19 protein-coding genes are annotated in these 20330 nt (G+C 75.9%); 5 read left to right on the forward strand and 14 right to left on the reverse strand.

Annotated elements, in window-relative coordinates; genetic code table 11:
* Positions 1 to 39: 39 nt before the first annotated feature.
* Positions 40 to 2346, forward strand: coding sequence for a heavy metal translocating P-type ATPase (locus tag Ae150APs1_RS23850; protein ID WP_075300429.1), 2307 nt, complete (start codon positions 40 to 42; stop codon positions 2344 to 2346).
* 55 nt (positions 2347 to 2401) lie between these two features.
* Positions 2402 to 2872: an SRPBCC family protein gene (locus Ae150APs1_RS23855; protein ID WP_075300431.1), complete on the forward strand. Its 471-nt coding sequence runs from the start codon at positions 2402 to 2404 to the stop codon at positions 2870 to 2872.
* 9 nt (positions 2873 to 2881) lie between these two features.
* Here Ae150APs1_RS23855 and Ae150APs1_RS23860 read toward each other — a convergent pair whose 3' ends face one another.
* From Ae150APs1_RS23860 to Ae150APs1_RS23915, 12 genes are all read right to left on the reverse strand, one after another.
* A complete protein-coding gene (locus Ae150APs1_RS23860) occupies positions 2882 to 4936 on the reverse strand; it encodes a cytochrome c oxidase assembly protein (RefSeq protein ID WP_083680333.1) in 2055 nt (684 codons plus the stop codon).
* Positions 4937 to 5060: 124 nt separating this feature from the next.
* Positions 5061 to 6719 (reverse strand): serine/threonine-protein kinase, encoded by a 1659-nt coding sequence (locus Ae150APs1_RS23865; RefSeq protein WP_075300433.1) that lies wholly within the window; start codon positions 6717 to 6719, stop codon positions 5061 to 5063.
* A gap of 127 nt (positions 6720 to 6846) precedes the next feature.
* Positions 6847 to 7713 (reverse strand): alpha/beta hydrolase, encoded by an 867-nt coding sequence (locus Ae150APs1_RS23870; protein WP_075300435.1) that lies wholly within the window; start codon positions 7711 to 7713, stop codon positions 6847 to 6849.
* 26 nt (positions 7714 to 7739) lie between these two features.
* A complete protein-coding gene (locus tag Ae150APs1_RS23875) occupies positions 7740 to 9044 on the reverse strand; it encodes a geranylgeranyl reductase family protein (RefSeq protein WP_075300437.1) in 1305 nt (434 codons plus the stop codon).
* Between the two features lie 52 nt (positions 9045 to 9096).
* Positions 9097 to 9465: a PH domain-containing protein gene (locus Ae150APs1_RS23880; RefSeq protein WP_060574266.1), complete on the reverse strand. Its 369-nt coding sequence runs from the start codon at positions 9463 to 9465 to the stop codon at positions 9097 to 9099.
* On the reverse strand, positions 9462 to 10007 hold the full coding sequence (locus Ae150APs1_RS30640) for a hypothetical protein (RefSeq protein WP_083680334.1): 546 nt from the start codon (positions 10005 to 10007) through the stop codon (positions 9462 to 9464). Before Ae150APs1_RS30640 ends, Ae150APs1_RS23880 begins: the two co-directional genes overlap by 4 nt.
* Entirely contained in the window at positions 10000 to 11253 is a 1254-nt protein-coding gene (locus Ae150APs1_RS23890) for a molybdopterin-dependent oxidoreductase (protein ID WP_033200250.1), read from the reverse strand. The genes Ae150APs1_RS30640 and Ae150APs1_RS23890 overlap by 8 nt, the downstream gene beginning before the upstream one ends.
* On the reverse strand, positions 11250 to 11888 hold the full coding sequence (locus Ae150APs1_RS23895) for a class I SAM-dependent methyltransferase (protein WP_139317041.1): 639 nt from the start codon (positions 11886 to 11888) through the stop codon (positions 11250 to 11252). The genes Ae150APs1_RS23890 and Ae150APs1_RS23895 overlap by 4 nt, the downstream gene beginning before the upstream one ends.
* The gene (locus tag Ae150APs1_RS23900) at positions 11885 to 12586 is read right to left on the reverse strand and encodes a DUF2064 domain-containing protein (RefSeq protein WP_075300439.1); all 702 of its coding nucleotides are present in this window, start codon (positions 12584 to 12586) and stop codon (positions 11885 to 11887) included. Before Ae150APs1_RS23900 ends, Ae150APs1_RS23895 begins: the two co-directional genes overlap by 4 nt.
* Positions 12583 to 13230: a glycosyltransferase family 2 protein gene (locus tag Ae150APs1_RS23905; RefSeq protein ID WP_075300441.1), complete on the reverse strand. Its 648-nt coding sequence runs from the start codon at positions 13228 to 13230 to the stop codon at positions 12583 to 12585. The genes Ae150APs1_RS23900 and Ae150APs1_RS23905 overlap by 4 nt, the downstream gene beginning before the upstream one ends.
* An 87-nt stretch (positions 13231 to 13317) precedes the next feature.
* Positions 13318 to 14379, reverse strand: coding sequence for an NAD-dependent epimerase/dehydratase family protein (locus Ae150APs1_RS23910; RefSeq protein ID WP_010233050.1), 1062 nt, complete (start codon positions 14377 to 14379; stop codon positions 13318 to 13320).
* 10 nt (positions 14380 to 14389) lie between these two features.
* Positions 14390 to 15232: a nucleoside phosphorylase gene (locus Ae150APs1_RS23915; RefSeq protein ID WP_075300443.1), complete on the reverse strand. Its 843-nt coding sequence runs from the start codon at positions 15230 to 15232 to the stop codon at positions 14390 to 14392.
* Between the two features lie 116 nt (positions 15233 to 15348).
* Between Ae150APs1_RS23915 and Ae150APs1_RS23920 the strand changes: the two genes are divergently transcribed.
* Positions 15349 to 16677 carry an LCP family protein gene (locus Ae150APs1_RS23920; RefSeq protein WP_083680335.1) on the forward strand — a complete coding sequence of 443 codons (1329 nt, stop codon included), beginning with the start codon at positions 15349 to 15351 and terminating at the stop codon, positions 16675 to 16677.
* A gap of 5 nt (positions 16678 to 16682) precedes the next feature.
* Here the strand turns inward: Ae150APs1_RS23920 and Ae150APs1_RS23925 are convergent, their stop codons facing one another.
* Entirely contained in the window at positions 16683 to 17753 is a 1071-nt protein-coding gene (locus Ae150APs1_RS23925; RefSeq protein ID WP_249266464.1) for a Ku protein, read from the reverse strand.
* Between the two features lie 15 nt (positions 17754 to 17768).
* Here Ae150APs1_RS23925 and ligD point away from each other — a divergent pair, with 15 nt between their 5' ends.
* Together ligD and Ae150APs1_RS23935 are read left to right on the forward strand one after the other, a co-directional pair.
* Positions 17769 to 18698 carry a non-homologous end-joining DNA ligase gene (gene ligD / locus Ae150APs1_RS23930; protein WP_083680336.1) on the forward strand — a complete coding sequence of 310 codons (930 nt, stop codon included), beginning with the start codon at positions 17769 to 17771 and terminating at the stop codon, positions 18696 to 18698.
* 82 nt (positions 18699 to 18780) lie between these two features.
* The gene (locus Ae150APs1_RS23935) at positions 18781 to 19371 is read left to right on the forward strand and encodes a putative glycolipid-binding domain-containing protein (RefSeq protein WP_083680337.1); all 591 of its coding nucleotides are present in this window, start codon (positions 18781 to 18783) and stop codon (positions 19369 to 19371) included.
* Here Ae150APs1_RS23935 and Ae150APs1_RS23940 read toward each other — a convergent pair.
* Complete coding sequence (locus Ae150APs1_RS23940; protein ID WP_075300451.1) at positions 19368 to 20312, reverse strand: prephenate dehydrogenase; 945 nt, start codon at positions 20310 to 20312, stop codon at positions 19368 to 19370. The genes Ae150APs1_RS23935 and Ae150APs1_RS23940 overlap by 4 nt on opposite strands.
* Positions 20313 to 20330 lie beyond the last annotated feature (18 nt).

Raw genomic sequence — 20330 nt, forward strand, 5'->3', positions numbered from 1 at the left:
GGGTGGGCGTTGTTTGACTTCGTGTAGAACCATGGAGACGTGAGTACCGACAGCGACGTCCGAACGGTCGAGCTGCGGATCGACGGCATGACCTGCGCCGCCTGCGTCGGGCGGGTGGAGCGCAAGCTCGGCAAGCTCGACGGCGTCCGCGCGACCGTCAACCTCGCGACCGAGCGTGCGGTCGTCGAGCACCCGCCGGGCACGCCCGTCGAGACGCTGGTCGAGACGGTGCGCAAGGCGGGCTACGGGGCCACCGAGCTGCGCCCCGCCTCCGGCGACACCGGCGACGCCGCGACCTCCGACGACACCGCGCTCCGCAGGCTGCGGACGCGGATGGCCGTCGCGCTCGTCCTGTTCATCCCGCTCGCGGACCTGTCGCTGGCGATGTCGCTGGTCCCGACGCTGCGGTTCCCGTTCTGGCAGTGGGTGGTGGTCGCGCTCGCGCTGCCGGTCGTCGGCTGGGCGGCGTGGCCGTTCCACCGGACCGCGTTCACGAACCTGCGGCACGGCACGACGTCGATGGACACCCTCGTCTCGCTGGGCGTCATCTTGGCGTCGGTGTGGTCGCTGGGGGAGATGGCCGTCACCGACACGCGGACCACGTTGACCGGGTGGGACGCGGTGCTGCACCCGTCCGGGCCGCTGTACCTGGAGGTCGCGGCGGGCGTCACGACGTTCGTGCTGGCCGGGCGCTACTTCGAGGCGCGGGCGCGGCGCACCGCGGGCCGGGTGATGCGCTCGCTGGCCACGCTCGAGTCCGACGAGGTCACCGTCCTCGTCGACGGGACGGAGACGACCGTCCCGGTCGGACGGCTGCGCGCCGGCGACCGTTTCCTCGTCCGGCCGGGTGCGCGCATCGCCGCCGACGGCGTCGTGGAGACCGGGCGGGCGGCCGTCGACACGAGCGCGATGACCGGGGAGCCGGTGCCGGTCGAGGTCGGCCCCGGCGACGCCGTCACCGGCGGCACGATCCCCTCGGGCGGACGGCTGGTGGTCGTCGCGGAGCAGGTCGGCGCCGACACCCGGCTGGCCCGGATGATCGCCGCCGTCGAGCGGGCGCAGACCGAGAAGTCCGCGACCCAGCGGCTGGTGGACCGGGTGTCGTCGGTGTTCGTGCCGGTGGTGCTCGGGCTGGCGCTGCTGACGCTGGGCGGGTGGCTCCTCGCGGGCGCCGGCTGGGCGGGCTCGCTGGGGCCCGCGATCGCCGTCGTGATCATCGCCTGTCCGTGTGCGCTCGGCCTGGCGACCCCGACCGCGCTGATGGTGGCCACCGGGCGCGGTGCCGAGCTGGGCATCTTCGTGAAGGGCTACCGGGCGCTGGAGACGACCCGGGCCGCCGACACCGTCGTGCTGGACAAGACCGGGACCCTGACCACCGGCCGGATGACCGTCGCCGACGTCGCGACGGCCGCCGGGACCGGTGCGGACGAGCTGCTCGCCCGGGCGGCGGCCGTGGAGTCCGGTTCCGAGCACGCCATCGCCGCCGCGATCCGCACCCGGGCCGCCGACCTCGGGCTGAGCGTGCCCGCGCTCGACGACTTCGCCGCGCTGCCCGGGCTCGGCGCCCGGGGCACCGTCGACGGCGTCACCGTGACGGTCGGCCGTCCCCCGGCCGACGCCGGTGGGCTCGCCGACCGGCTGGCCGGCTGGGAGGCGGCCGGGCACACCGTCGTCGCGGTGCACGTCGGGGAGGCCGACGGGCCCGACCCGGGGGAGCTCGCCGGCTTGGTCGCGCTGTCCGACCCGGTCAAGGAGTCGGCACCCGTCGCGGTCGCCGAGCTGGTCGCCGCGGGCCTGCGCCCGGTCCTGCTGACCGGCGACCGGCCCGCCGCGGCGCACGCCGTCGCCGCGGCCTGCGGGATCACCGAGGTCGTCGCCGGGGCACTGCCCGACGGCAAGGTCGACCACGTCCGCGCGCTGCAGGAGCAGGGCCACACGGTCGCGATGGTCGGCGACGGCGTGAACGACGCCGCCGCGCTCGCCACCGCGGACCTCGGCGTCGCGGTCGGCTCGGGCACGGACGTCGCGCTGGAGGCCGCCGACGTCGTGCTCGTCCGCGACGACCTGCGGGTGCTCCCGGCGACCGTCGAGCTCGCCAGGGCCACGATGGGCACGATCCGCGGCAACCTGTGGTGGGCGTTCGGTTACAACGTCGCGGCGATCCCGGTCGCGATGGCGGGGCTGCTCAACCCGCTGCTGGCCGGCGCGGCGATGGCCGTGTCGTCGTTCCTGGTGGTGACGAACAGCCTGCGCCTGCGCCGGGCCGCGAGCTGGGCGGACGAGACGCTCGGCGGCCGGCGCGACCCGGTCGCCGACGAGGAGTCCTACGTCGAGGCCCCCGCCTGATCCTCCGCGACCCGCGACACTGGTCGGGGAAACCGCGGAGCCCTACGGTTCCGCCATGAGCAGCTACACCGTCCAGCGGCGGGTCGTGGTCGGCGCCCCGGCCGAGCGGGTCCACCGGCTCGTCGCCGACCTCCGCGAGTGGCGGGCGTGGTCGCCGTGGGAGGGCCTCGATCCCGCCCTGGAGCGGGAGCACTCCGGTCCGGAGCAGGGCGTCGGAGCCCGCTACGCCTGGTCGGGCAACCGCAAGGCGGGCCGCGGCACCATGGAGGTCACCGGCGTCGCCGACGACCGGATCGACATCCTCGTGACCTTCGAGAAGCCGTTCCGCAGCACCAGCACGTCGACGTTCCTGCTGGCGCCCACCGGTGACGGCGCCGGTGCCACCGACGTGACCTGGCGGATGACGGGGGAGCAGACCGGGCTGGCCGCCGTCGTCGTCGGCAGGGTCGTGCCGATGGACCGGCTGATGGGCGGCGACTTCGAGCGCGGCCTGTCCCGGCTCAAGGCGGTCGCCGAGGCGGGCTGACCCGCGCCCTCAGCCGCCCTGGCGCAGCTTCGACAGCATCTCGTTGTAGGCGCGCAGCTCGGCGTCGTCGTCCCGTTCGGCCTGCCGGTCCTTGCGGGCCGCCTCCCGGGAGTCGTCCCGGGACCACTGCACCACCAGCGTCACCATCACCAGCAGCATCGGGATCTCGCCCGTCGCCCAGGCGATGCCGCCACCGACCTTCTGGTCGGCGAGCAGATCGATCCACGGCAGCCCGACCTGGGCGTAGAAGTTGCGGCCGAGCACCTCCGACGAGCTCATCACCGCGATCCCGAAGAACGCGTGGAACGGCATCGTCGCCAGCATCACGGCGAGCCTGCCCAGGTGCGGCAGCCGGTGCGGCGCCGAGTCGACGCCGATCAGCGGCCAGAAGAACAGGTACCCGACCAGCACGAAGTGCAGGTTCATCAGCTGGTGCGACCAGTGGAACCGCAGGGCGTCGTCGAACAGCGGGGTGAAGTACAGGACGTAGAACGAGCCGACGAACAGCACCGCGGCGCACGCCGGGTGGGTCAGCACCCGCGCGATCCGGGAGTGGACGCCGGCGAGCAGCCACTCCCGCGGGCCGGGCGGGTTGCCGCGGCCGGCCGGGCGCAGCACGCGCAGCGCCAGCGTGACCGCCCCGCCCAGGCTGAGCAGGATCGGCGCGAGCATGTTCAGCGTCATGTGGCTGATCATGTGGACGCTGAACATGGACGGTGAGTAGAAGCCCAGCCCGGACGACGTCGCCAGCAGCAGCGTCGCGCAGCCCAGCATCCACGCCCAGGTGCGCCCGACCGGCCAGCGCACGCCACGGCCGGCGAGCCGGTGCACGCCGATCGCGTACAGCACCGCCAGCAGCACCGCGCCGGTACCGAACAGCAGGTTCCAGCGCCAGTGGGTGAGCAGCGTCAGCGCGGTGAAGGGCTGCTCGATGTCCCAGCCGATCAGCGTCTCCAGCGCGGTCGCCCCGGCGCCGGTGAACCGCGGCGGGACGAGCCGGATGCCCGCGACCCCCAGCGTCGCCACCAGCGCGCCGAGCACCGCCCCGACCGGGAGCCACCGGCCCGTCGCGCGCCCGCCGGGGTCGTCGCGCAGGCCAGCCCCGATCAGGGCGGTGACGGGCACCAGCGCCACCAGCAGCAGCGCCACGACGACGGCGGTGCGCACGTACGCCGACCCGGACAGCGGGCCACCGGTCGTCACCACCAGCTGGAGGACGACCTCGCCCACCAGGTACACGACGCCCGTCACGAGCAGCAGGCCGCGGGCCCGCGCCCCGGTCCGCCCACCGAGCGCCCCACCGTGCGTGCGGTGCGCGACGAGCGCGGCCACGATGCCCAGCCAGGCGACACCCGCGACGGCGCGCAGCACGTTCGCGTCGCCGCTCCAGTCGTGCGCGGTGCCGGTCGCGGCCGGGTGCACCGCGGCCGGCAGCGCGACAGCGGCCGCGGCGATCGCGCCGAGCGCGGCGACCGCCTTCCAGCTCAGCGTCCAGGCGGCACCGGCGGTGACCAGCAGCAGGACGACACCGGCCAGCGCCCAGCCCAGCGGCTCCTCGAGCGTCGCGGCCGCGCCCAGCCAGCCGACCGGCCCGGCCGAGGCCAGCTCGGACGGCGCGGTGCCGATCATGTCGGCGACCGACAGCCAGGCGGCGCCGATCGCGAGCACCCCGGCGGCACCGGCGGCGAGGGTGCCGCGGCGGACCGCCCGGTAGCCGTGCACGTCGACGGTCCCGGACTCCTGCGGGGCCGCGAGCAGCCCGCCGACCAGCAGCGATCCGGCGGCCAGCGCCGTGGCGGCGACGGCGAGCACCTTCGCCGCGACCGTCGCGGCCTTCACCCCGGGGGCCGGGACGGGCAGGCCGCTCAGCTGCCAGAACCCGTCGTCGCCGAGGGACACGGCGACGGCGAGCCCGGCGCAGGCCGCGGCGAGGACGAGCGTCAGCGCGGTGAGCGACGACCGGCGGTCACGCCGGACCGGCGGGCCGACCGCAGGATCCGGGCCCGCTCCGTCCGGTCGCGGGCCGGCCCCGGTGGGGGTGGTCGGCTCCGTGCTCGCGCTCACCGAGGTCCTCCGCAGGTGTCACCGGCGAGCCGCGTCCTGAGCTGCGGCCCGCGCTCCACCCACGATGGTCCCCGATGCCCGCCGGTGCACGCCGCCCCGGGTCGGCACCGTCACGCCGCGCGGATCAGTTCCCTCCGCCGGTGAACCGTGACCACCAGCCCGAGACGGTGTCCCAGAAGCCCTGCGCGTCCTCCCCGATCTGGCCGGGGTCCGGCAGGTTCGAGGGCAGCGACGGCAGCTCGGTGGGCAGGTTCGACGGCAGCGACGGCAGCGGGAACCCGCCCCCGCCGTCCTCCGACGTCGGCGCCTCGCTGGTCTGCTCGCTGCTCTCCGTCGTGGGGGGCGCGCTGGACTCCGTCGTCGGCGGGGCCTGGGTGTCCGAGCCGGCCCCGCCGAAGAGCAGGAACCCGATGAGCAGCACGAGGAGCGCGACGACGAACGCGCCGATCGCGATCCACTTCCCGGCCCCGGACGAGCCCAGGTCCCGCTGCTCGGGCTCCGGCTCGGGTTCCGGGGCCACCGGCGCCGGGGTGGGTCCGGCGAGCATCTCGGCGACCCGGTGGGCGTCCGGCCGCCGGCGCGGGTCGGTGGCGGTGGCCTCGGCGATCGTCGACCGCAGCGGGTCCGGGACGTCCGCGGGCACGACCGGGGCACGGTGCACCCGCTCCGCGGCGCCCTGCAGCCCCTCGCCCTGGTACTCCTGCCGCCCGGTCCAGGACTCCAGCAGCACCAGCCCGAGCGCGTAGACGTCGGTCGGCGGGCCGACCTCGCGGCCCTGCACCTGCTCCGGCGAGAGGTACGCGGGCGTCCCGATGATCTCCCCGGCCGCGGTGTGGCCGTCCGCGCCCAGCAGCGCGGCGATGCCGAAGTCGGCCAGCCGGGCGCGGCCGTCGGAGTCGATCAGCACGTTGGACGGCTTCACGTCCCGGTGCGTCACGCCCTGGCCGTGGACGTAGGCGAGGGTCTGCGCGATCTCGGTGCCGATCCGGCGGATGTCGTCGGGCGGCAGGTCCTCGCGGGCGACGACGTCCTTGAGCGACGGCCCGTCGACGAGCTCCATCACCAGGTAGGCGCGGTCCGGCTCGACGGCGAAGTCGTGCACCGCGACCAGGCCGGGGTGCCGCAGGTTCGCCATGACCTGCGCCTCCTGCTCGAAGCGCTGGTCGGCGGTCGGGTCGTCGGCCGCACCGAAGATCTTGACGGCGACCGGCCGGTTGAGCCGGGTGTCGGTGGCGCGGTGGACGTCGGCCATGCCGCCCTGGCCGAGGAGGCCCTCCAGGCGGTAGCGCCCGCCGAGCAGCTCCGGCTCGGTGACGGGCGCGGGCATCATCCGGGTCGCGTCCGGGCGGTGCTGCCGGGGTGCGCCGTAGGCGGCGGTCGGGGGCGGGCCCATCCGGCGGGTGCCGTCGGGCGGCGGGCCGCCGTGCCGTGCCGTGGCCGGGTCACCGTGCCCGGGCGGGGGCGCACCGGGTGGCGGTGGCGGGCCGACCCGGCGGGTCGCGTCCGGCGGCGGCGTCCGGCGGGTGGGGTCCTGCGGTGCGCCCTGCGGCGGCGGTCCCGGCTGGTGCGGGCCCTGCTGCGGCGGCCCCTGCGGGGACCGGCCCTGGGGCGGGTTCCCCTGCTGCGGGGGGCCCTGTGGTGGCGGGCCCGCCGGCGGCGGGGCGTTCCGCCGGGTGGCGGGGTCGTCGTCGGCACGGCGCGCGCCGTCCCGGCGGTGGTTCCCGGTCTGCCACGTCCCGGGCGCCGCCCGGCGGGTGCGGTCCGGATCGTCCCCGCGCTGCACGGGCCCTCCCGATGGTCGGTGTCGCGGCCCGGTCCGCGCCCGGCCGTCCGCCGCGTGGCGGAGAGTCGGCCGACCGTACCGTCACGCACCGCACCGGGGGCGGGTCGGCGCGCCACGATCGGCGCGATCACCCGTTGTGGAGCCTCGTGATCCCCTCCAGGACGTCCGCGAGCGGCCCGGGGTGCACCTGCGCACCGATGTGCGTCGCGCCGAGGTCGTGCACGACGAACCGGTTGTCCGGGGTGAGGGCGTCCGCCTCGGCGATCCAGCGGTCCTGCAGCGCGACCGGCAGGGCGCGGTCGGCGGGGAGCCGGACGTAGTGCCGCGGGATCGTTCCCCAGGTGGCCGCGTCGGCGCGCACCAGGTCGTCGTCGATGAGGACCGACTCGTCCGGGTCCTGTGCGTGGAGGTAGGTGAGCAGCTCGTCGCGGGTCCCGTCGGCGAGCAGCGCGGCCTGCAGGGTGTCGAGCAGCGCGGGATCGGCGGTGCCCCAGTCGAACCGCAGCGCCCCGATCACGCCGGGATCGGCGACGATCAGGCCCGCGGTGTCGTGCAACAGGCTGTCCGCGTTCTCCGGGCTCGCGTGGTACTCGCCGGCGCCCGCCGCGACCGGGCAGTGCGCGGTGACGTAGACGAGCCGGTCCACCAGCTCCGGGTGCGCGTTGGCGACCGCGTTCAGCGTGAGCCCGCCCCGGCTGATCCCCACGAGCACCACGGGCCCGTGCTCCCTCGCCCGCCGCAGCACACCCGCGACGGACGCGACGTCGTCGGCGGTCCCGACGCCGGCCATCCCGCTCGGCTCGGTCGCGGCGAGCGCGGCGTCGCGGCCGCCGAGCAGACCACGCGGGATGCGGGCGCCCGGGCCGTGCCCGGGAAGGTCCACGGCGAGGGTGCGGACGCCGCGGAGCGCGAGCTCGCGGACGACCCCCGTCCACGACGACGAGTTGCACGCGGCGCCGTGGACGAGCACGACGGTCGGTCCACCGGTGGTCACGGCGGTGATCCTGCCGTACCCCGGTCTCAGCGGGCCGGCGCGGGGACCCGCAGGTCGGCGGCCGGGAACGGCGGCCGGTCGTCGAACCGCACCGACAGCCGTCCGGCGGCCCGCCAGGCCCGGGCGGTGAGGTCGCGGTCCTCGTCGGTCACCAGGTTCCCCATCACCCGCAGCGCCACCGTCATCAGCGACCGGGAGCGCATGCCGACCGGCCCGGCCAGCGGGAGCAGCCGGGGGATCGTGATCAGCCCGGCGAGCCGGCGGGCGATGGAGAAGGCCAGCCCGTAGTGCGAGCGCAGGGTCGCGGGCCAGGCCCGATCGAGATCGGCACCGGCGGCGAGCAGCTCGGCGACCAACCGGCCGGTCTCCAGGCCGTAGTCGATCCCCTCGCCGTTGAGCGGGTTCACGCAGCCCGCGGCGTCACCGATCAGCGCCCAGTTCGGACCGGCCACACCGGACACCGCACCACCCATCGGCAGCAGCGCGGACCGGACCAGCTCGACCTTCGGGCCGAGCTCCCAGTCCGCGCGGCGGGCGCCGGCGTAGTGCTCGATGAGGCTGCGCAGCCGCAGGTTCGCCGGCCGCCGGTCGGTGGCGAGGGTGCCGACGCCGATGTTGACCCGGCCGTCGTTGAGCGGGAACAGCCAGCCGTAGCCGGCCAGGACCTCGTCGGCCTCGCCGCGGAGCTCCAGGTGCGAGCTGATCCACGGGTCGTCGTGCCGGCCGGAGGTGATGTAGCCGCGTGCGGCGACGCCGTACGCGGTGTCCTGGTGCCACTCGCGGCCGAGCACCCGGCCCAGGGTGGACCGCGCCCCGTCGGCGACGACGAGGCGCCGGCACCGGACGGACCGGCCGTCGTCGAACACGACGGTGTCGACCCGGTCACCGGCGAACGTCACGTCGACCGCCTTGGCGCCCTCCATCGGCGTCGCGCCCGCGTCCAGCGCCGCCCGCCGGATCCCGGCGTCCAGCTCGGTCCGCGGGATCGCCGAACCGTGCGCCGGCAGCGACCCGCCCGGCCAGGGCAGCTCCAGGACCTGCCCGAACCCGTGTGCCCGCAGCCCCCGGTTCGTGCCGTGGGTGTCCACCCAGTCGCCGAGCCCGAGCCGGCCGAGCTCGGCGATCGCCCGCGGTGTCAATCCGTCGCCGCAGGCCTTGTCCCGGGGGAACGTCGCGGAGTCGGCGAGCACGACGTCGAGCCCGTGCCGGGCGGCCCAGGCCGCGGCCGCCGACCCGGCCGGCCCGGCCCCCACCACGAGGACGTCGGTGCTCTCCGGCGCGGCCGGGGCCGCGGCGTCGGGCGGGCTCGGCGACGAGGCGGGGGTGGTCATGCGACCAGTGTCGCAACCGCCCGGGCGGGCCCGCCGCCGAGCGTGCCCCCGGTCACGCCCGGGTGAGGTGCCAGAGGATGACGTCGTGGGCGTGCCGGGCCCGGTCGTCGCTCCGGAACGCGACCTCCCAGGTCTGCGCGCCGACCGTCACCGCGATCTCGCCCGCGCTCGCGAACCGGCCCAGCGCGTTCCGGTCGGTGACGAACGAGACGGCGCTGATCCGCGAGTACGGGATCGACGTGACCGCCGTCCGCTTGCCGGTGAACGAGTTGTCCTGCACCACCACCCGCAGGTCGGTGAGGCCGAGGAACCCGGTGCCGCCGGCCACCGCGTCGTACACCGCGAGGATCCGCTCGCCCTCCAGCAGACCGGCCGCGACCGTGTCGAGCTGGTTGCGCTCGTCGAAGACGGGTTCGCTCATGGCCCGATCCTGCCGGGCGCGGCGCGGTCCGCCCGCGGCCGGTGCGCGACGAGGGTCCGCACCAGCCACACCAGCGCGGAGACGGCGAACAGCGCGATCGTCAGCCACACCCACCGCATCCGGTAGGGCTCCTGGTCGAGCCCGGTCGCGGCGAGGTGGGTGGCGGTGCCCTGCCGGAGGATCCCGGGCAGGAACATCAGCAGCGCGAGCCCGGAGCCCAGCACCGGGACCCGGACGTGGTTGACCAGCGGCACCCGGGTCCGGGGCAGGCCGAGCAGGAGCAGCCGGTCACCGGCCGCGTACAGCGGGAACAGCACCAGATCGTGCAGGACCAGCGCCCCGGCGAACCACAGTGCCGTGCGGAGCAGGGCGGGGGAGTCCCCGACGATCGCGTGCACCGCGTAGCCGGTGAGGGCGAGCGAGGCGACGACGGCGAGCAGCCGCACCAGCCATCCGGTGCCGCGCACCGCGCTGCCCAGGGCCCCACCACCGGACGGCGCGGTGCGGCCCGCCCGTCGCCGGTCCGCGCGGTGCTCACCCACGGCGGAACCGGATCGTCGCCACCCACTTGGTGTTGTGCACCCCGGGCAGCGCCGGGACGATCAGCCGCGCCGGGAAGCCGTGGTCGCGGGACAGGTCGGCCCCGTTCACGCGCAGCGCCAGCAGCGAGTCCCCGGCCAGCACCTGGGCCCGGCCGAGCTCGGACCGGGTGAAGGGGCCCGCCGCCTCGACGGAGCCGACCGTCGCGCCGCCGGGGCCCGGGACGCCCGCCGCGCGGGCCAGGTCGGCCAGCCGCACCCCCGTCCAGGTCTGCAGGGTCGACCAGCCCTCGACACAGGCGATCGGCAGCTCGGCCGTGTGCTGCGGCAGCGCCAGGAGCGCGGCCCGGTCCAGCACGACGGGTGCGTCGCCACCGGTCAGCTCCAGGGCCCAGCCGTCACCGACGGCGTCCGGGGCGATGCCGGACGCGACGAACGTGCGGTTCACCGGGAAGTCGTTCGGCCCGCCGCGCTCGGTGGCGGCGGGATCGGTGGTGCGTCCGCGGGGCAGCAGCAGCGCCGTCGCGCGGAACCGGTCGGTGACCTGGCCGACGGTGAGCGCGGCGACGAACAGCATGCCTCCACCGGCCAGCGCCAGCGCCCCGCGACGGGACACGGTCGGCGGGTCGGGATCGGGCGCGACGAGCTCGTCCGGCCCCTCCTCCGGGCGGGTCGCGGCGAGCGGGGTCCGCAGCTCCGCGCGCAACGACCGGGAACGCAACGACCGGACCACCGTGGGCAGCTTCAGCACGACGTGCAGCGCGAACGACGCCATGAACACCCACGCGGCGGCGTAGTGCCCGTCGTAGAAGGAGAAGCCGAAGACGTAGTCGTACTGGGTGTTGAGCAGCCCGGTGACGATCAGGAAGAGGATCGACCCGACCAGCGGGACGAGGGTCAGCCGTTCCAGCAGCCGCACCGGGTTCCGCGGCGGCGCGGTGAACAGCTTCGGGATCACCGACCACAGCTTGGCCAGCACCATCGGCACCAGCACGATCCCCAGCACGACGTGCAGGCCCTCGGTCAGCCGGAACAGCCACGACGGCGAGACCGGCCACTCCCACCAGGGCAGCTGCAGCCCGCCGACGGCGTCGGCGTCCGGGATCGCCTGGGAACGCCCGTAGGCGAGCCGGTCCAGCAGCCCGGTGAGCGCGACGACCGGCAGCCCCACCAGCAGCGGCAGGGCGAACATCGACGTCAGCCACGGTCCGCGGATCGGGCTCCGCCAGCGCAGCACCCGTCGGCTCACGGCCCGGTCAGCTCCAGGAACACCCGGTCACCGGGATGCCAGTCGGTGACCCGCAGCCCGGCGCGCCCGGCGGTGACGGACAGGGTCACGGCACCCTGCACGGCCCACGGGATCGGATCGCCGGCGCCGTCCGGGCAGGCCACCCGCGCGGTGCCGTGCCAGTCGTGGCCGGGCCGCGGATCGACCTCGACCAGGACGGTCCTGCCCGGGGCGAGGAGCCGTGCGGCGCGAGCCAGCAGCGCCGCGGGATCACCGCCGATGCCGACGTTGCCGTCGGCCAGCAGCACGTGCGCCCAGCCGCCCTCGCCGGGCAGCGGGCCGAAGAGATCGGTGTGGATCATCGGGACGCCGCGGTGCCGGCAGTGCCCCGCCGACACGGCCGACCCGTCGACGCCGATCGCGGCGATCCCGCGGGCGGCCAGCGCGACGAGCAGCCGGCCCGGCCCGCAGCCGAGGTCCACCGTGGGGCCGGTGCAGTGCCGCAGCAGCCAGGCGTCGCAGCCGGCGGCGGGCTCGGTCCACCGGCCGACGTCGAGCGGGATCTCGGTGCCGTCGTCGCAGATCAGCGACGACGGCGTCCCGGCCAGCGGGCGGTCGAACCCGGGCAGTCCTGCCCGGCGGGGCGGGGCCGTCACTCGAGCACCCCGGCGTGCCCGCCCGCGAGCACCCCCGCGAGCTCGTCGACGACCGCGGCGAACCGGCTGCCCGGGATCCCGCGGGCGACGTCGACGGCCTCGTCCGCGGTGTCCACGTCGGTCAGCGCGTCGACGACGGCGACCGTGAGGCCGGCGGCCCGCAGCGCGTCGAGAGTGCGGGCGCCGGTCTCCTCGCACGACATCGGGACCCCGGCCAGCAGGGCCGCCGCGGCCGGGTCGTGCAGGCCCAGGACCCACCAGCCGCCGTCGGTGGCGGGCCCGAGCACGGCGTCGACGCCGGGCTCGGCGAGCCGGTCCGCGCAGCGTGCGAGCAGCTCCGCCGACGCCTGCGGGGTGTCCATGCCGATCTGCAGCGTCGGGCGCCCCGGGTGCGGCGCGGCGGCGTCGGCGTGCGCGGCGGCGATCCGGGCGGCCAGGCCGTCCCCGCGCTGCTCGACGACGCCGACCCGGTCCAGGACGGCGCGCAGCCCGGCCGCCCCGACGGCGTCGGCGCGGGACCCGGTGATCGCGACGACGGTGTCGCCCGGGACACCGGCCGCGGCGTCGAGGGTGTCCAGCAGTGCCGCGGACGCGAGGGCCGCGGCCTGGTCCGGTGTCGCCGGTGGGCAGAGCCGGGTCTTGGCCCGCCCCGGCACCGGCGCCTTGGCCAGCACGACCGTGGTGACCCGGGCGCTCATCGCAGCAACCGGATCATGTCGCGGCCGGCCCGTGCGGTGCCCTTCACCGAGCCGGACACCTTCGACCGGCCACCGGCCCGCCGTGAGTAGGCCACCGGGGTCTCGTCGAACCGCCAGCCGGCGCGGCCCGCCTTGAGCAGCAGTTCGAGGGGGTAGCCGAAGGCGCGGTCGGCGATGTCGAGATCGAGCAGCGCCTGCCGGCGGGCGACCCGGATCGGGGCGATGTCGTGCACCGGCACGCCCCGGCCACGCAGCATCCCGGCGATCACGGAGTTGGCGGCGCGGGCATGCCAGGGCCAGACGCTCGCGGAGTCCGGCACCCGCCGCCCGACGGCGATGTCGGCACGGCCCGAGGCGACCGTCTCGGCCATCCCCGGGAGCGCGCCCGCGTCGAGCGAGCCGTCGCTGTCGAGGAACGCGACGAGCTCGCCGGTCGCCGCCTCCAGGCCGGCGTGGACGGCGGCGCCGTACCCGCGCCGTGGCTCGACGACGACCCGGGCGCCGTGGGCGCGCGCGACGTCCGCGGTGCCGTCCGTCGACCCGTTGTCGACGACGATCACCGGCCAGTCGTGCGGCATCCGGTCCAGGACGTGGGGCAGCGCCTCGGCCTCGTCCAGGCACGGGAGAACGATCTCCGGATACACGTCGCGATCTTCACCTCTCCGCCGCAGTTGTGCCCGCCGAACGGAAGGGTGTTCGGACACGAGGTGCCCCGCGGTTCGGTGAAAGATCTAGGTCGTCGCCCGGACGGGTGACCGCAGCGGATCGGTGGCGAACGCCGTGACCCCGTCGGCGAACGACGTGGCCGCTCGGAACCCGAGCCGCGACGCCGCGTACGACGGGTCGGCGACCACGTGCCGCACGTCGCCCGGCCGGGCCCCGCCGGTGATCTCCGGCGCCGGCCCGCCCATCGCCCTGGCGAGCTCCGCGGCGAGGTCGCCGATCGTGTGCGGCTCGCCGGAGCACACGTTCGCCGCCCCGAACCCGGTCGGTTCGGGATCGGCGAGCAGCGCGGCCGCGTTGGCCGCCGCGACGTCGCTGACGTGCACGAAGTCCCGGCGCTGGCGCCCGTCCTCCATCACCCGCGGGGCCTCGCCGCGCTCCAGCGCGGACCGGAAGATCGAGGCGACCCCGGCGTACGGGGTGTCGCGGGGCATCCGGGGGCCGTAGACGTTGTGGTAGCGCAGCGACCACACGGTGCCGCCGGTCTGGCGGGCCCACGCCGACGCCAGGTGCTCCTGGGCGAGCTTGGTCGCGGCGTAGGTGCTGCGCGGGTCGACCGGGGCGCTCTCCGGGACCAGCCCGGGTTCGAGGTCCTTGCCGCACTCCGGGCAGCGCGGCTCGTACCGACCTGCGTCGATGTCGTCGAACGCGCGCGGTCCCGGCCGGACGACGCCGTGGTCCGGGCAGTCGTAGCGGCCCTCGCCGTAGACGACCATCGAGCCGGCGAGCACCAGCCGGTGCACCCCGGCCGCGTGCATCTGCGCCAGCAGCACCGCGGTGCCGAGGTCGTTGTGTGCGGCGTAGTCCGGGGCGTCCGAGGGGTCGACGCCGTGCCCGACCATCGCCGCCTGGTGGCAGACCGCGTCCACCCCGGACAGCAGCCGCCGGACGAGGTCCGCGTCGCGGACGTCGCCGTGGACGAGCTCGTGGTCGCCGTCCGGCACGGCGCCGGGGCCGTGCGCCTGCGGGAGCAGCGCGTCGAGCAGGACGACGTCGTGGCCGTCGGCCGTGAGGCGGTCGGCGACGTGGGAGCCGATGAAACCGGCACCGCCGGTCAGGAGTACGCGCATCGTCCGGACGCTATGGGTCGACGGCGCCGCCCGCCCGCTGGGCCGGTCGTCCGGGGCCCTCCGGTGCCCGGTCCCGCTCGCCGGCCCACCGCTCGGCCGCGGCCAGTGCCAGGCCGAACAGGCCGGACCTGGCCTGCGCCGCCGTCGTCCAACCGCGGTGTTGCCACTCCGGGCCGGCCAGCGAGTCGGCGGCCAGGAACACCTGCCCGTACCCGACGCCGAGCCGGGCGGCCGCCGCGACCAGCGCGGACGCCTCCATGTCGACCACCGCGCAGCCCTCCGCGCGGCGCCGCTCGATGCGCTGCGGGGTCTCCCGGTACACGGCGTCGGTGGTCCAGCACCGGCCGACGGTCCGGGGGATGCCGGCGTCGTCGAGCACGCGCCCGAGGACCTCGATCCCGCCCGGATCGGCGTCGAGGGTCCGCGACGGCGGCTGGTAGCGGAACGAGGTGCCCTCGTCGCGCAGCACGCTGCCGAGGACGACGGCGTGCCCCAGGGTCAGCTCGTGCAGCAGCGCACCGGCACCACCGACGCCGACGACGGTGCGGACCCCGGTCGCCACCAGGTGCTCCAGGAACATCGCCGCGAGCGGTGCGCCGACACCCGGGTGCAGCACCGCGACCGGCCGCCCGCCGGGGCCGTGGGCGCGCCAGACCGGGGTCCGGCCCAGCTCGGTGCGCCACACGGTGAGCGCGCGGGCGTCCCCGGCCCCGAGGTCGTCGACGACCTCGGGGAACCAGCACAGGACGGCGGTGTCGGGCATGTCCGCCGGGCGCCGCACCATGGCCGTCGCCCGGATGACGCCGTCGGCGTGCAGGTCGTCCTCGAACAGCGGCAGCGCGGTGTGATCCACGCCGACGATCCTGCCCGGACGGGGACGGATCGGCCGCCGCCCCCGTCTGCGGGGCGATCGGCAGTATCGTCGGGGAACGGTCCCGCACCCCGAGGGGCCGGGACGGTGGAGCGCGCATGCCCGGAGACTTCCGCGGCCCGCCCCCGCGCGGTGGTGGGCCACCGCCGGGCGGCCGGCCGCCGAGGCGCGGTGGCAGCCCGGGCTGGGCGAACCAGCCGGGTCGCGGCCCGCTGCCCGGGCACGGGGGCCGGCCGATGCCGCCGCCGTCGCCGCCGCAGCGCCCGGCGGACCCGCCGCCCGGACGCGGTGGCGGTCCGCTGCGCAGGCCGCCGCCCGGTCGCGGGTCGGGGAACCCGCCGCCGCGCGGCGCGGTCCCGCCCGGCGGGGCGATGCCGCGCCCGGCCGGTGCCGCGGGCGGAGGCGGTGGTCCCGCCGGTCCGCCGGTGCACCCGGCGTCGCAGGCCCCGCGGGACGGCCGGGTCACCAAGGGCCCGACACTGCCCGACTGGCGGCGGGTGCGCGGCTCGATGCGTGGCCGCTGGAAGGCCGTGCTCGTCGTGCTGCTGGTCGCGTTCGTCGGGTTCGGCGTCTACCTGGACCAGAACATGACCCGGGTGGAGGCGCTGCCGTCGGAGTCGGAGGCGTCGTCGTCCGGGACGAACTACCTGATCGTCGGCTCGGACAGCCGCGACGGCCTCTCCGCCGAGGACGAGGAACGCCTCGCCACCGGCGACGCCGCGGGCCAGCGCACCGACACGATCATGCTGCTGCACACCGGCAGCTCGGGGAGCGTGCTGGTCTCGCTCCCGCGCGACTCCTACGTCCCGGTGCCGGGCCAGGGCCGGAACAAGATCAACGCGGCGTTCGCGATCGGCGGCCCGCAGCTGCTCGTGCAGACCGTCGAGGGCGCGACCGGACTGCAGGTCGACCACTACGTCGAGGTCGGCTTCGGCGGCTTCGTCGGCGCGGTCGACGCGGTCGGCGGGGTCGACATGTGCATCCCGCAGTCGATCGAGGACCCGAAGGCCGGCCTGGACATCCAGGAGGGCTGCCAGGAGCTCGACGGCGGTACCGCGCTCGGCTACGTCCGCACCCGGGCCACGGCGGGCTCGGACTTCGACCGGGTCCAGCGGCAGCGGGAGTTCCTCTCGGCGCTGCTGAGCAAGGCGACCAGCCCGCTCACGCTGATCAACCCGTTCCGGATGGTGCCGCTGGCGTCGGCGGTGACGGACACGATCACCGTCGACGACACCGACCACATCTGGCACCTGGCCGGCCTGGCCTGGGGGATGCGGGGCGTATCGACCGGGGACGGCGTGCAGACGACGGTGCCGATCGGCGGCAGCAGCGGGTCGAACCTGCGCTGGGACCAGGAGCGGTCGGCGGCGCTGTTCGGGGCGTTGCAGCAGGACCAGGCACCGCCGGAGTCGAGCTTCGGGCCCTGAGCGGCTCAGGCGGTCTTGCGGGTCGAGCGGCGCCGCGTGGTGGCCGGCTTCGTGCCGCCGCCCTCGGTGCCGGTCGCCGCGGTCTCCTTCTCCTCGGTGCTCTTCCGGGAGCGCGAGCGGGTCGAGGACCCGGAGGACTTCGTGCCCGACGAGCTCCGCGATCCCGAGCCGGTCGCCGCGGTCTCCTTCTTCCCGCCCGTGGACCCACCGGACTTCGTCCCTGCCGTCGTCCGGGCCGCGTCCACACTCGCCTGCAGGGCGGACAGCAGGTCGCTCATGGAGTCCGCGCCGTCGTCGGCACGTTCGGCGGCCGGCGCGGGCCGGGCGTCGCCGTCGGACTTCTTGGCCTCGATGAGATCGACCATCGCGTCGCGGTACTCGTCGTGGAACTCGGACCCGTCGAAGTCCGCGCCCATGCTCTCGACCAGCGACGACGCCATCTGCAGCTCCTGCGGCCGCAGCTCCACGTCGGTCTCGAGGATGTCGAAGTCCGGCGTGCGCACCTCGTCCGGCCAGATCAGGGTCTGCAGGACGATCGCCTTGTCCCGCACCCGCAGCAACGCCAGCGTCTCGCGCTGCCGCAGCGCCACCTTCACCACGGCCGTGCGGTCGGTCTCGTTCAGTGCCTCGCGCAGCAGCGCGTAGGGCTTGGCGGCCTTGGTCTCCGGCTCCAGGTAGTAGCTCTTGTCGAACAGCATCGGGTCGATCTGCTCGTTCGGCACGAACTCGATCACGTCGATCTCGTGGCCGGTGGCGACCGGGAGGGAGGCGAGATCGTTCTCGTCGAGGGTGATCAGCTCACCCTCGGGCGTCTCGAAGCCCTTGACGATGTCGGCGTAGGAGACCTCCTCGCCGCACACCTCGCAGGTCCGCTTGTAGCGGATCCGGCCGCCGTCCTCACCGTGCACCTGGTGGAACCGCACGTCGTGGTTGGAGGTGGCCGAGTAGACCTTGATCGGGACGCTGACCAGCCCGAACGACACGGCGCCGCTCCAGATCGCCCGCATGAGGTGTTCCCCCTCGGTACCGGTCGCGCGGCCACAGGACGTGGCGCGCCGGACATTCGGTGACAGCATGACGGTGTGTTGCCCATGCTCGCCACCCCCGGACCGCTCCCGACCGGTCCCGGCTGGTCGTTCGAGGTCAAGTGGGACGGCATGCGCGTGCTGGCGTCGGTCACCGAGGGTGACGACGGCCGGGCACTCGTCCTGCGTACCCGTTCCGGCCGGGACGTCACGGCGAACTTCCCGGAACTCGCCGAGCTCGCCGGTGCGGCGCCCGACGTCGTGCTCGACGGGGAGGTCGTCCTGCTCGACGCCGGCGTCCCCAGCTTCGCCGCGCTCGCCCACCGCATGCAGGGCGTCGTCGGCGCCGCCGCCGCGGAGCGCCGCCCCGTCACCTTCATGGTGTTCGACGTGCTGCGGCTCTACGGGGTGTCGCTCCTCGACCGGCCGCTGTCCGAACGGCGGGCCACGCTGGAGCGGCTCGACCTGGGCGCGCTCGCGCACGTGGAGGCGTCGCCGCTGTACCCGGACGGGGCGTCGTTGCTGGCGGTGACCGCCGAGCGCGGGTTGGAGGGCGTCGTCGCGAAGAAGGAGTCGTCGGTGTACCGGCCGGGCCGGCGCAGCCCGGACTGGGTGAAGGTCGCGCACCGGCACACGCAGAGCTGCGTGGTCGGCGGGCGGCGCCCGGAGAAGGGGAGCGGCAGCCGGATCGGGGCCCTGCTGCTCGGTGTCCCCGGCCCGGACGGGCTGGAGTTCGCCGGCCGGGTCGGGTCCGGTCTCGCCGGTGACGCGGTGCAACAGCTCCTCACCGAGCGGCTCGGCCCGCTGACGGCGGAGTCGTCACCGTTCGCGCAGACCCTGCCCCGGCTCGACGCGGCCGGAGCCACCTGGTGCACACCACGCGTCGTCGTGGAGGTCGCGCACCTCGGCTGGACGGCGGCCGGCCGGCTGCGCCAGCCGGTGTTCCGGGGGATCCGCGACGACGTCGACCCCACCGGGGTGCAACGGGAGCCGTGAGGATGACACGATCATCACTCTTCCGTGCACGCGATGCGGCGTGCTGAACCTGGTCTGAGGCGATCCTCGAACGGTGGTGTGCATGGCGGTCATGCTGAGCTGGCGGTCCGGCCCGGAGGCCGGCGCCGCGACCGGGCTGGAGTCCGCCCGGATCACGGTGGCCGGTGGCGGTTTCCGCGCGGTCGGCCGGATGATCCGCGGCACGCCCGAGGGTGTGCTGACGGCGTCGTACCGGCTGGTCGTCGCCGGCGACGGGGCGCTGTCCCGGCTCGCGGTCGACGTCGCGACGGCCGAGGGCGAGCAGCAGCTCACGATCTCCCGCAGCACCGACGGCGTCTGGCTGGTCGACGACGGCTCCGGCGGCACCCGGGGTGCGTTCTCCGGCGCCCGCGACGTCGACCTCGCGTTCAGCCCCGTGTTCAACGCGCTGCCGATCCGCCGGCTCGGCCTGCACCGCGAACCGGCCGAACACGTGCTGCCGATGGTCTTCGTGGACCTGCCGACGCTCGCGGTGGAGGCCACCGAGCAGACCTACCGGACGGTGAGGTCGGCATCCGCGGCCGGGCCCGCCGTCGTCGGGTTCGCGGCCGGGGACGTCGCCGCCGACATGACCGTCGACGCCGACGGGTTCGTGCTCGACTACCCGGGCATCGCCACCCGGGTGGACCTCTAGGACTTCCAGGGCTCCACGACGTCGCCGCGGCGGCCCAGCTCGCGCAGCTCGGCGAACACGCCGGCGCCGTCGAGGGAGACCGGCAGTGCGAGCGGCTCCCGGGTGGCGGCCCAGCGCATCCGCGCCTCGTGCCCGGACCGCACGGTCGCCGCCAGCCCGCCGGTGGAGGCCAGCGCGCCGCGCATCGCGCCGAGGCGGCCCAGCGCGTCGTCGACGGCGCCGAGCAGCGCGGCCCGGTTGCCCTCGCACATCGCGAGCACCAGCTCGGGCCGGGTGCCGGCGACCCGGGTGCCGTCGGCGAACGAGCTCGCGGACAGCGCCAGCGCGAGATCGTCGCCCTGCTCCCCGGCGCCGACCGACGCGAGCACCGCCGCGAACAGGTGCGGCAGGTGCGAGATCCGGGCGACGGCCGTGTCGTGCTCGTCGACCGCCGACGGCACGACCCGCGCCCCGCAGGCCCAGGCCAGCTCGGCGACGTCGCGCCACACGTCGACGTCGAGACCGTCGTCGGCGGCGACCACCCAGGCGGCGTCGCCGAACAGGTCCGGGTCCCCGGCGGCCCAGCCGGACTCGGCGGTGCCGGCCATCGGGTGCCCGCCGACGTAGCGGGCCCGCGGCGCGAACTCGGCGACGGCGTCGGCGACCGGGATCTTGACGCTCACCGCGTCGGTGAGCCGGCAGGTGGGGGCGACGGCGTCGATCCGCCGGAGCACCGGTTCCAGCGCCGTCAGCGGGACGGCGACGACGACCAGCGCATCGGAGTCGGCGGCCCGGGTCAGCGCGGCGTCGGTGTCGGTGGTGACGTCGAACCCGTCGGCGACGGCGGCCGCCGCGGTGGCGTCGGACGCGGCGGTCCCCCAGACCTCCCGCCCGGCACGGGCCGCGGCCCGCATCAGCGACCCGCCGATCAGTCCGGTCCCCAGCACGCACACCGCTCGCATGCGTCCGAAGGGTAAAGA

Source organism: Pseudonocardia sp. Ae150A_Ps1, assembly GCF_001932315.1.
Taxonomy (GTDB): Bacteria; Actinomycetota; Actinomycetes; order Mycobacteriales; family Pseudonocardiaceae; genus Pseudonocardia.

Bases quoted from the DNA above. Each gene is read 5' to 3' on its own strand.
- Ae150APs1_RS23920 (WP_083680335.1), top strand. From the start codon at position 15,349: ATGCCCGGAGACTTCCGCGGCCCGCCCCCGCGCGGTGGTGGGCCACCG.
- Ae150APs1_RS23910 (WP_010233050.1), bottom strand. From the start codon at position 14,379: ATGCGCGTACTCCTGACCGGCGGTGCCGGTTTCATCGGCTCCCACGTC.
- Ae150APs1_RS23935 (WP_083680337.1), top strand. From the start codon at position 18,781: ATGGCGGTCATGCTGAGCTGGCGGTCCGGCCCGGAGGCCGGCGCCGCG.
- Ae150APs1_RS23900 (WP_075300439.1), bottom strand. From the start codon at position 12,586: ATGAGCGCCCGGGTCACCACGGTCGTGCTGGCCAAGGCGCCGGTGCCG.
- Ae150APs1_RS23880 (WP_060574266.1), bottom strand. From the start codon at position 9,465: ATGAGCGAACCCGTCTTCGACGAGCGCAACCAGCTCGACACGGTCGCG.
- Ae150APs1_RS23855 (WP_075300431.1), top strand. From the start codon at position 2,402: ATGAGCAGCTACACCGTCCAGCGGCGGGTCGTGGTCGGCGCCCCGGCC.
- Ae150APs1_RS23925 (WP_249266464.1), bottom strand. From the start codon at position 17,753: ATGCTGTCACCGAATGTCCGGCGCGCCACGTCCTGTGGCCGCGCGACC.
- Ae150APs1_RS23940 (WP_075300451.1), bottom strand. From the start codon at position 20,312: ATGCGAGCGGTGTGCGTGCTGGGGACCGGACTGATCGGCGGGTCGCTG.
- ligD (WP_083680336.1), top strand. From the start codon at position 17,769: ATGCTCGCCACCCCCGGACCGCTCCCGACCGGTCCCGGCTGGTCGTTC.
- Ae150APs1_RS23875 (WP_075300437.1), bottom strand. From the start codon at position 9,044: ATGACCACCCCCGCCTCGTCGCCGAGCCCGCCCGACGCCGCGGCCCCG.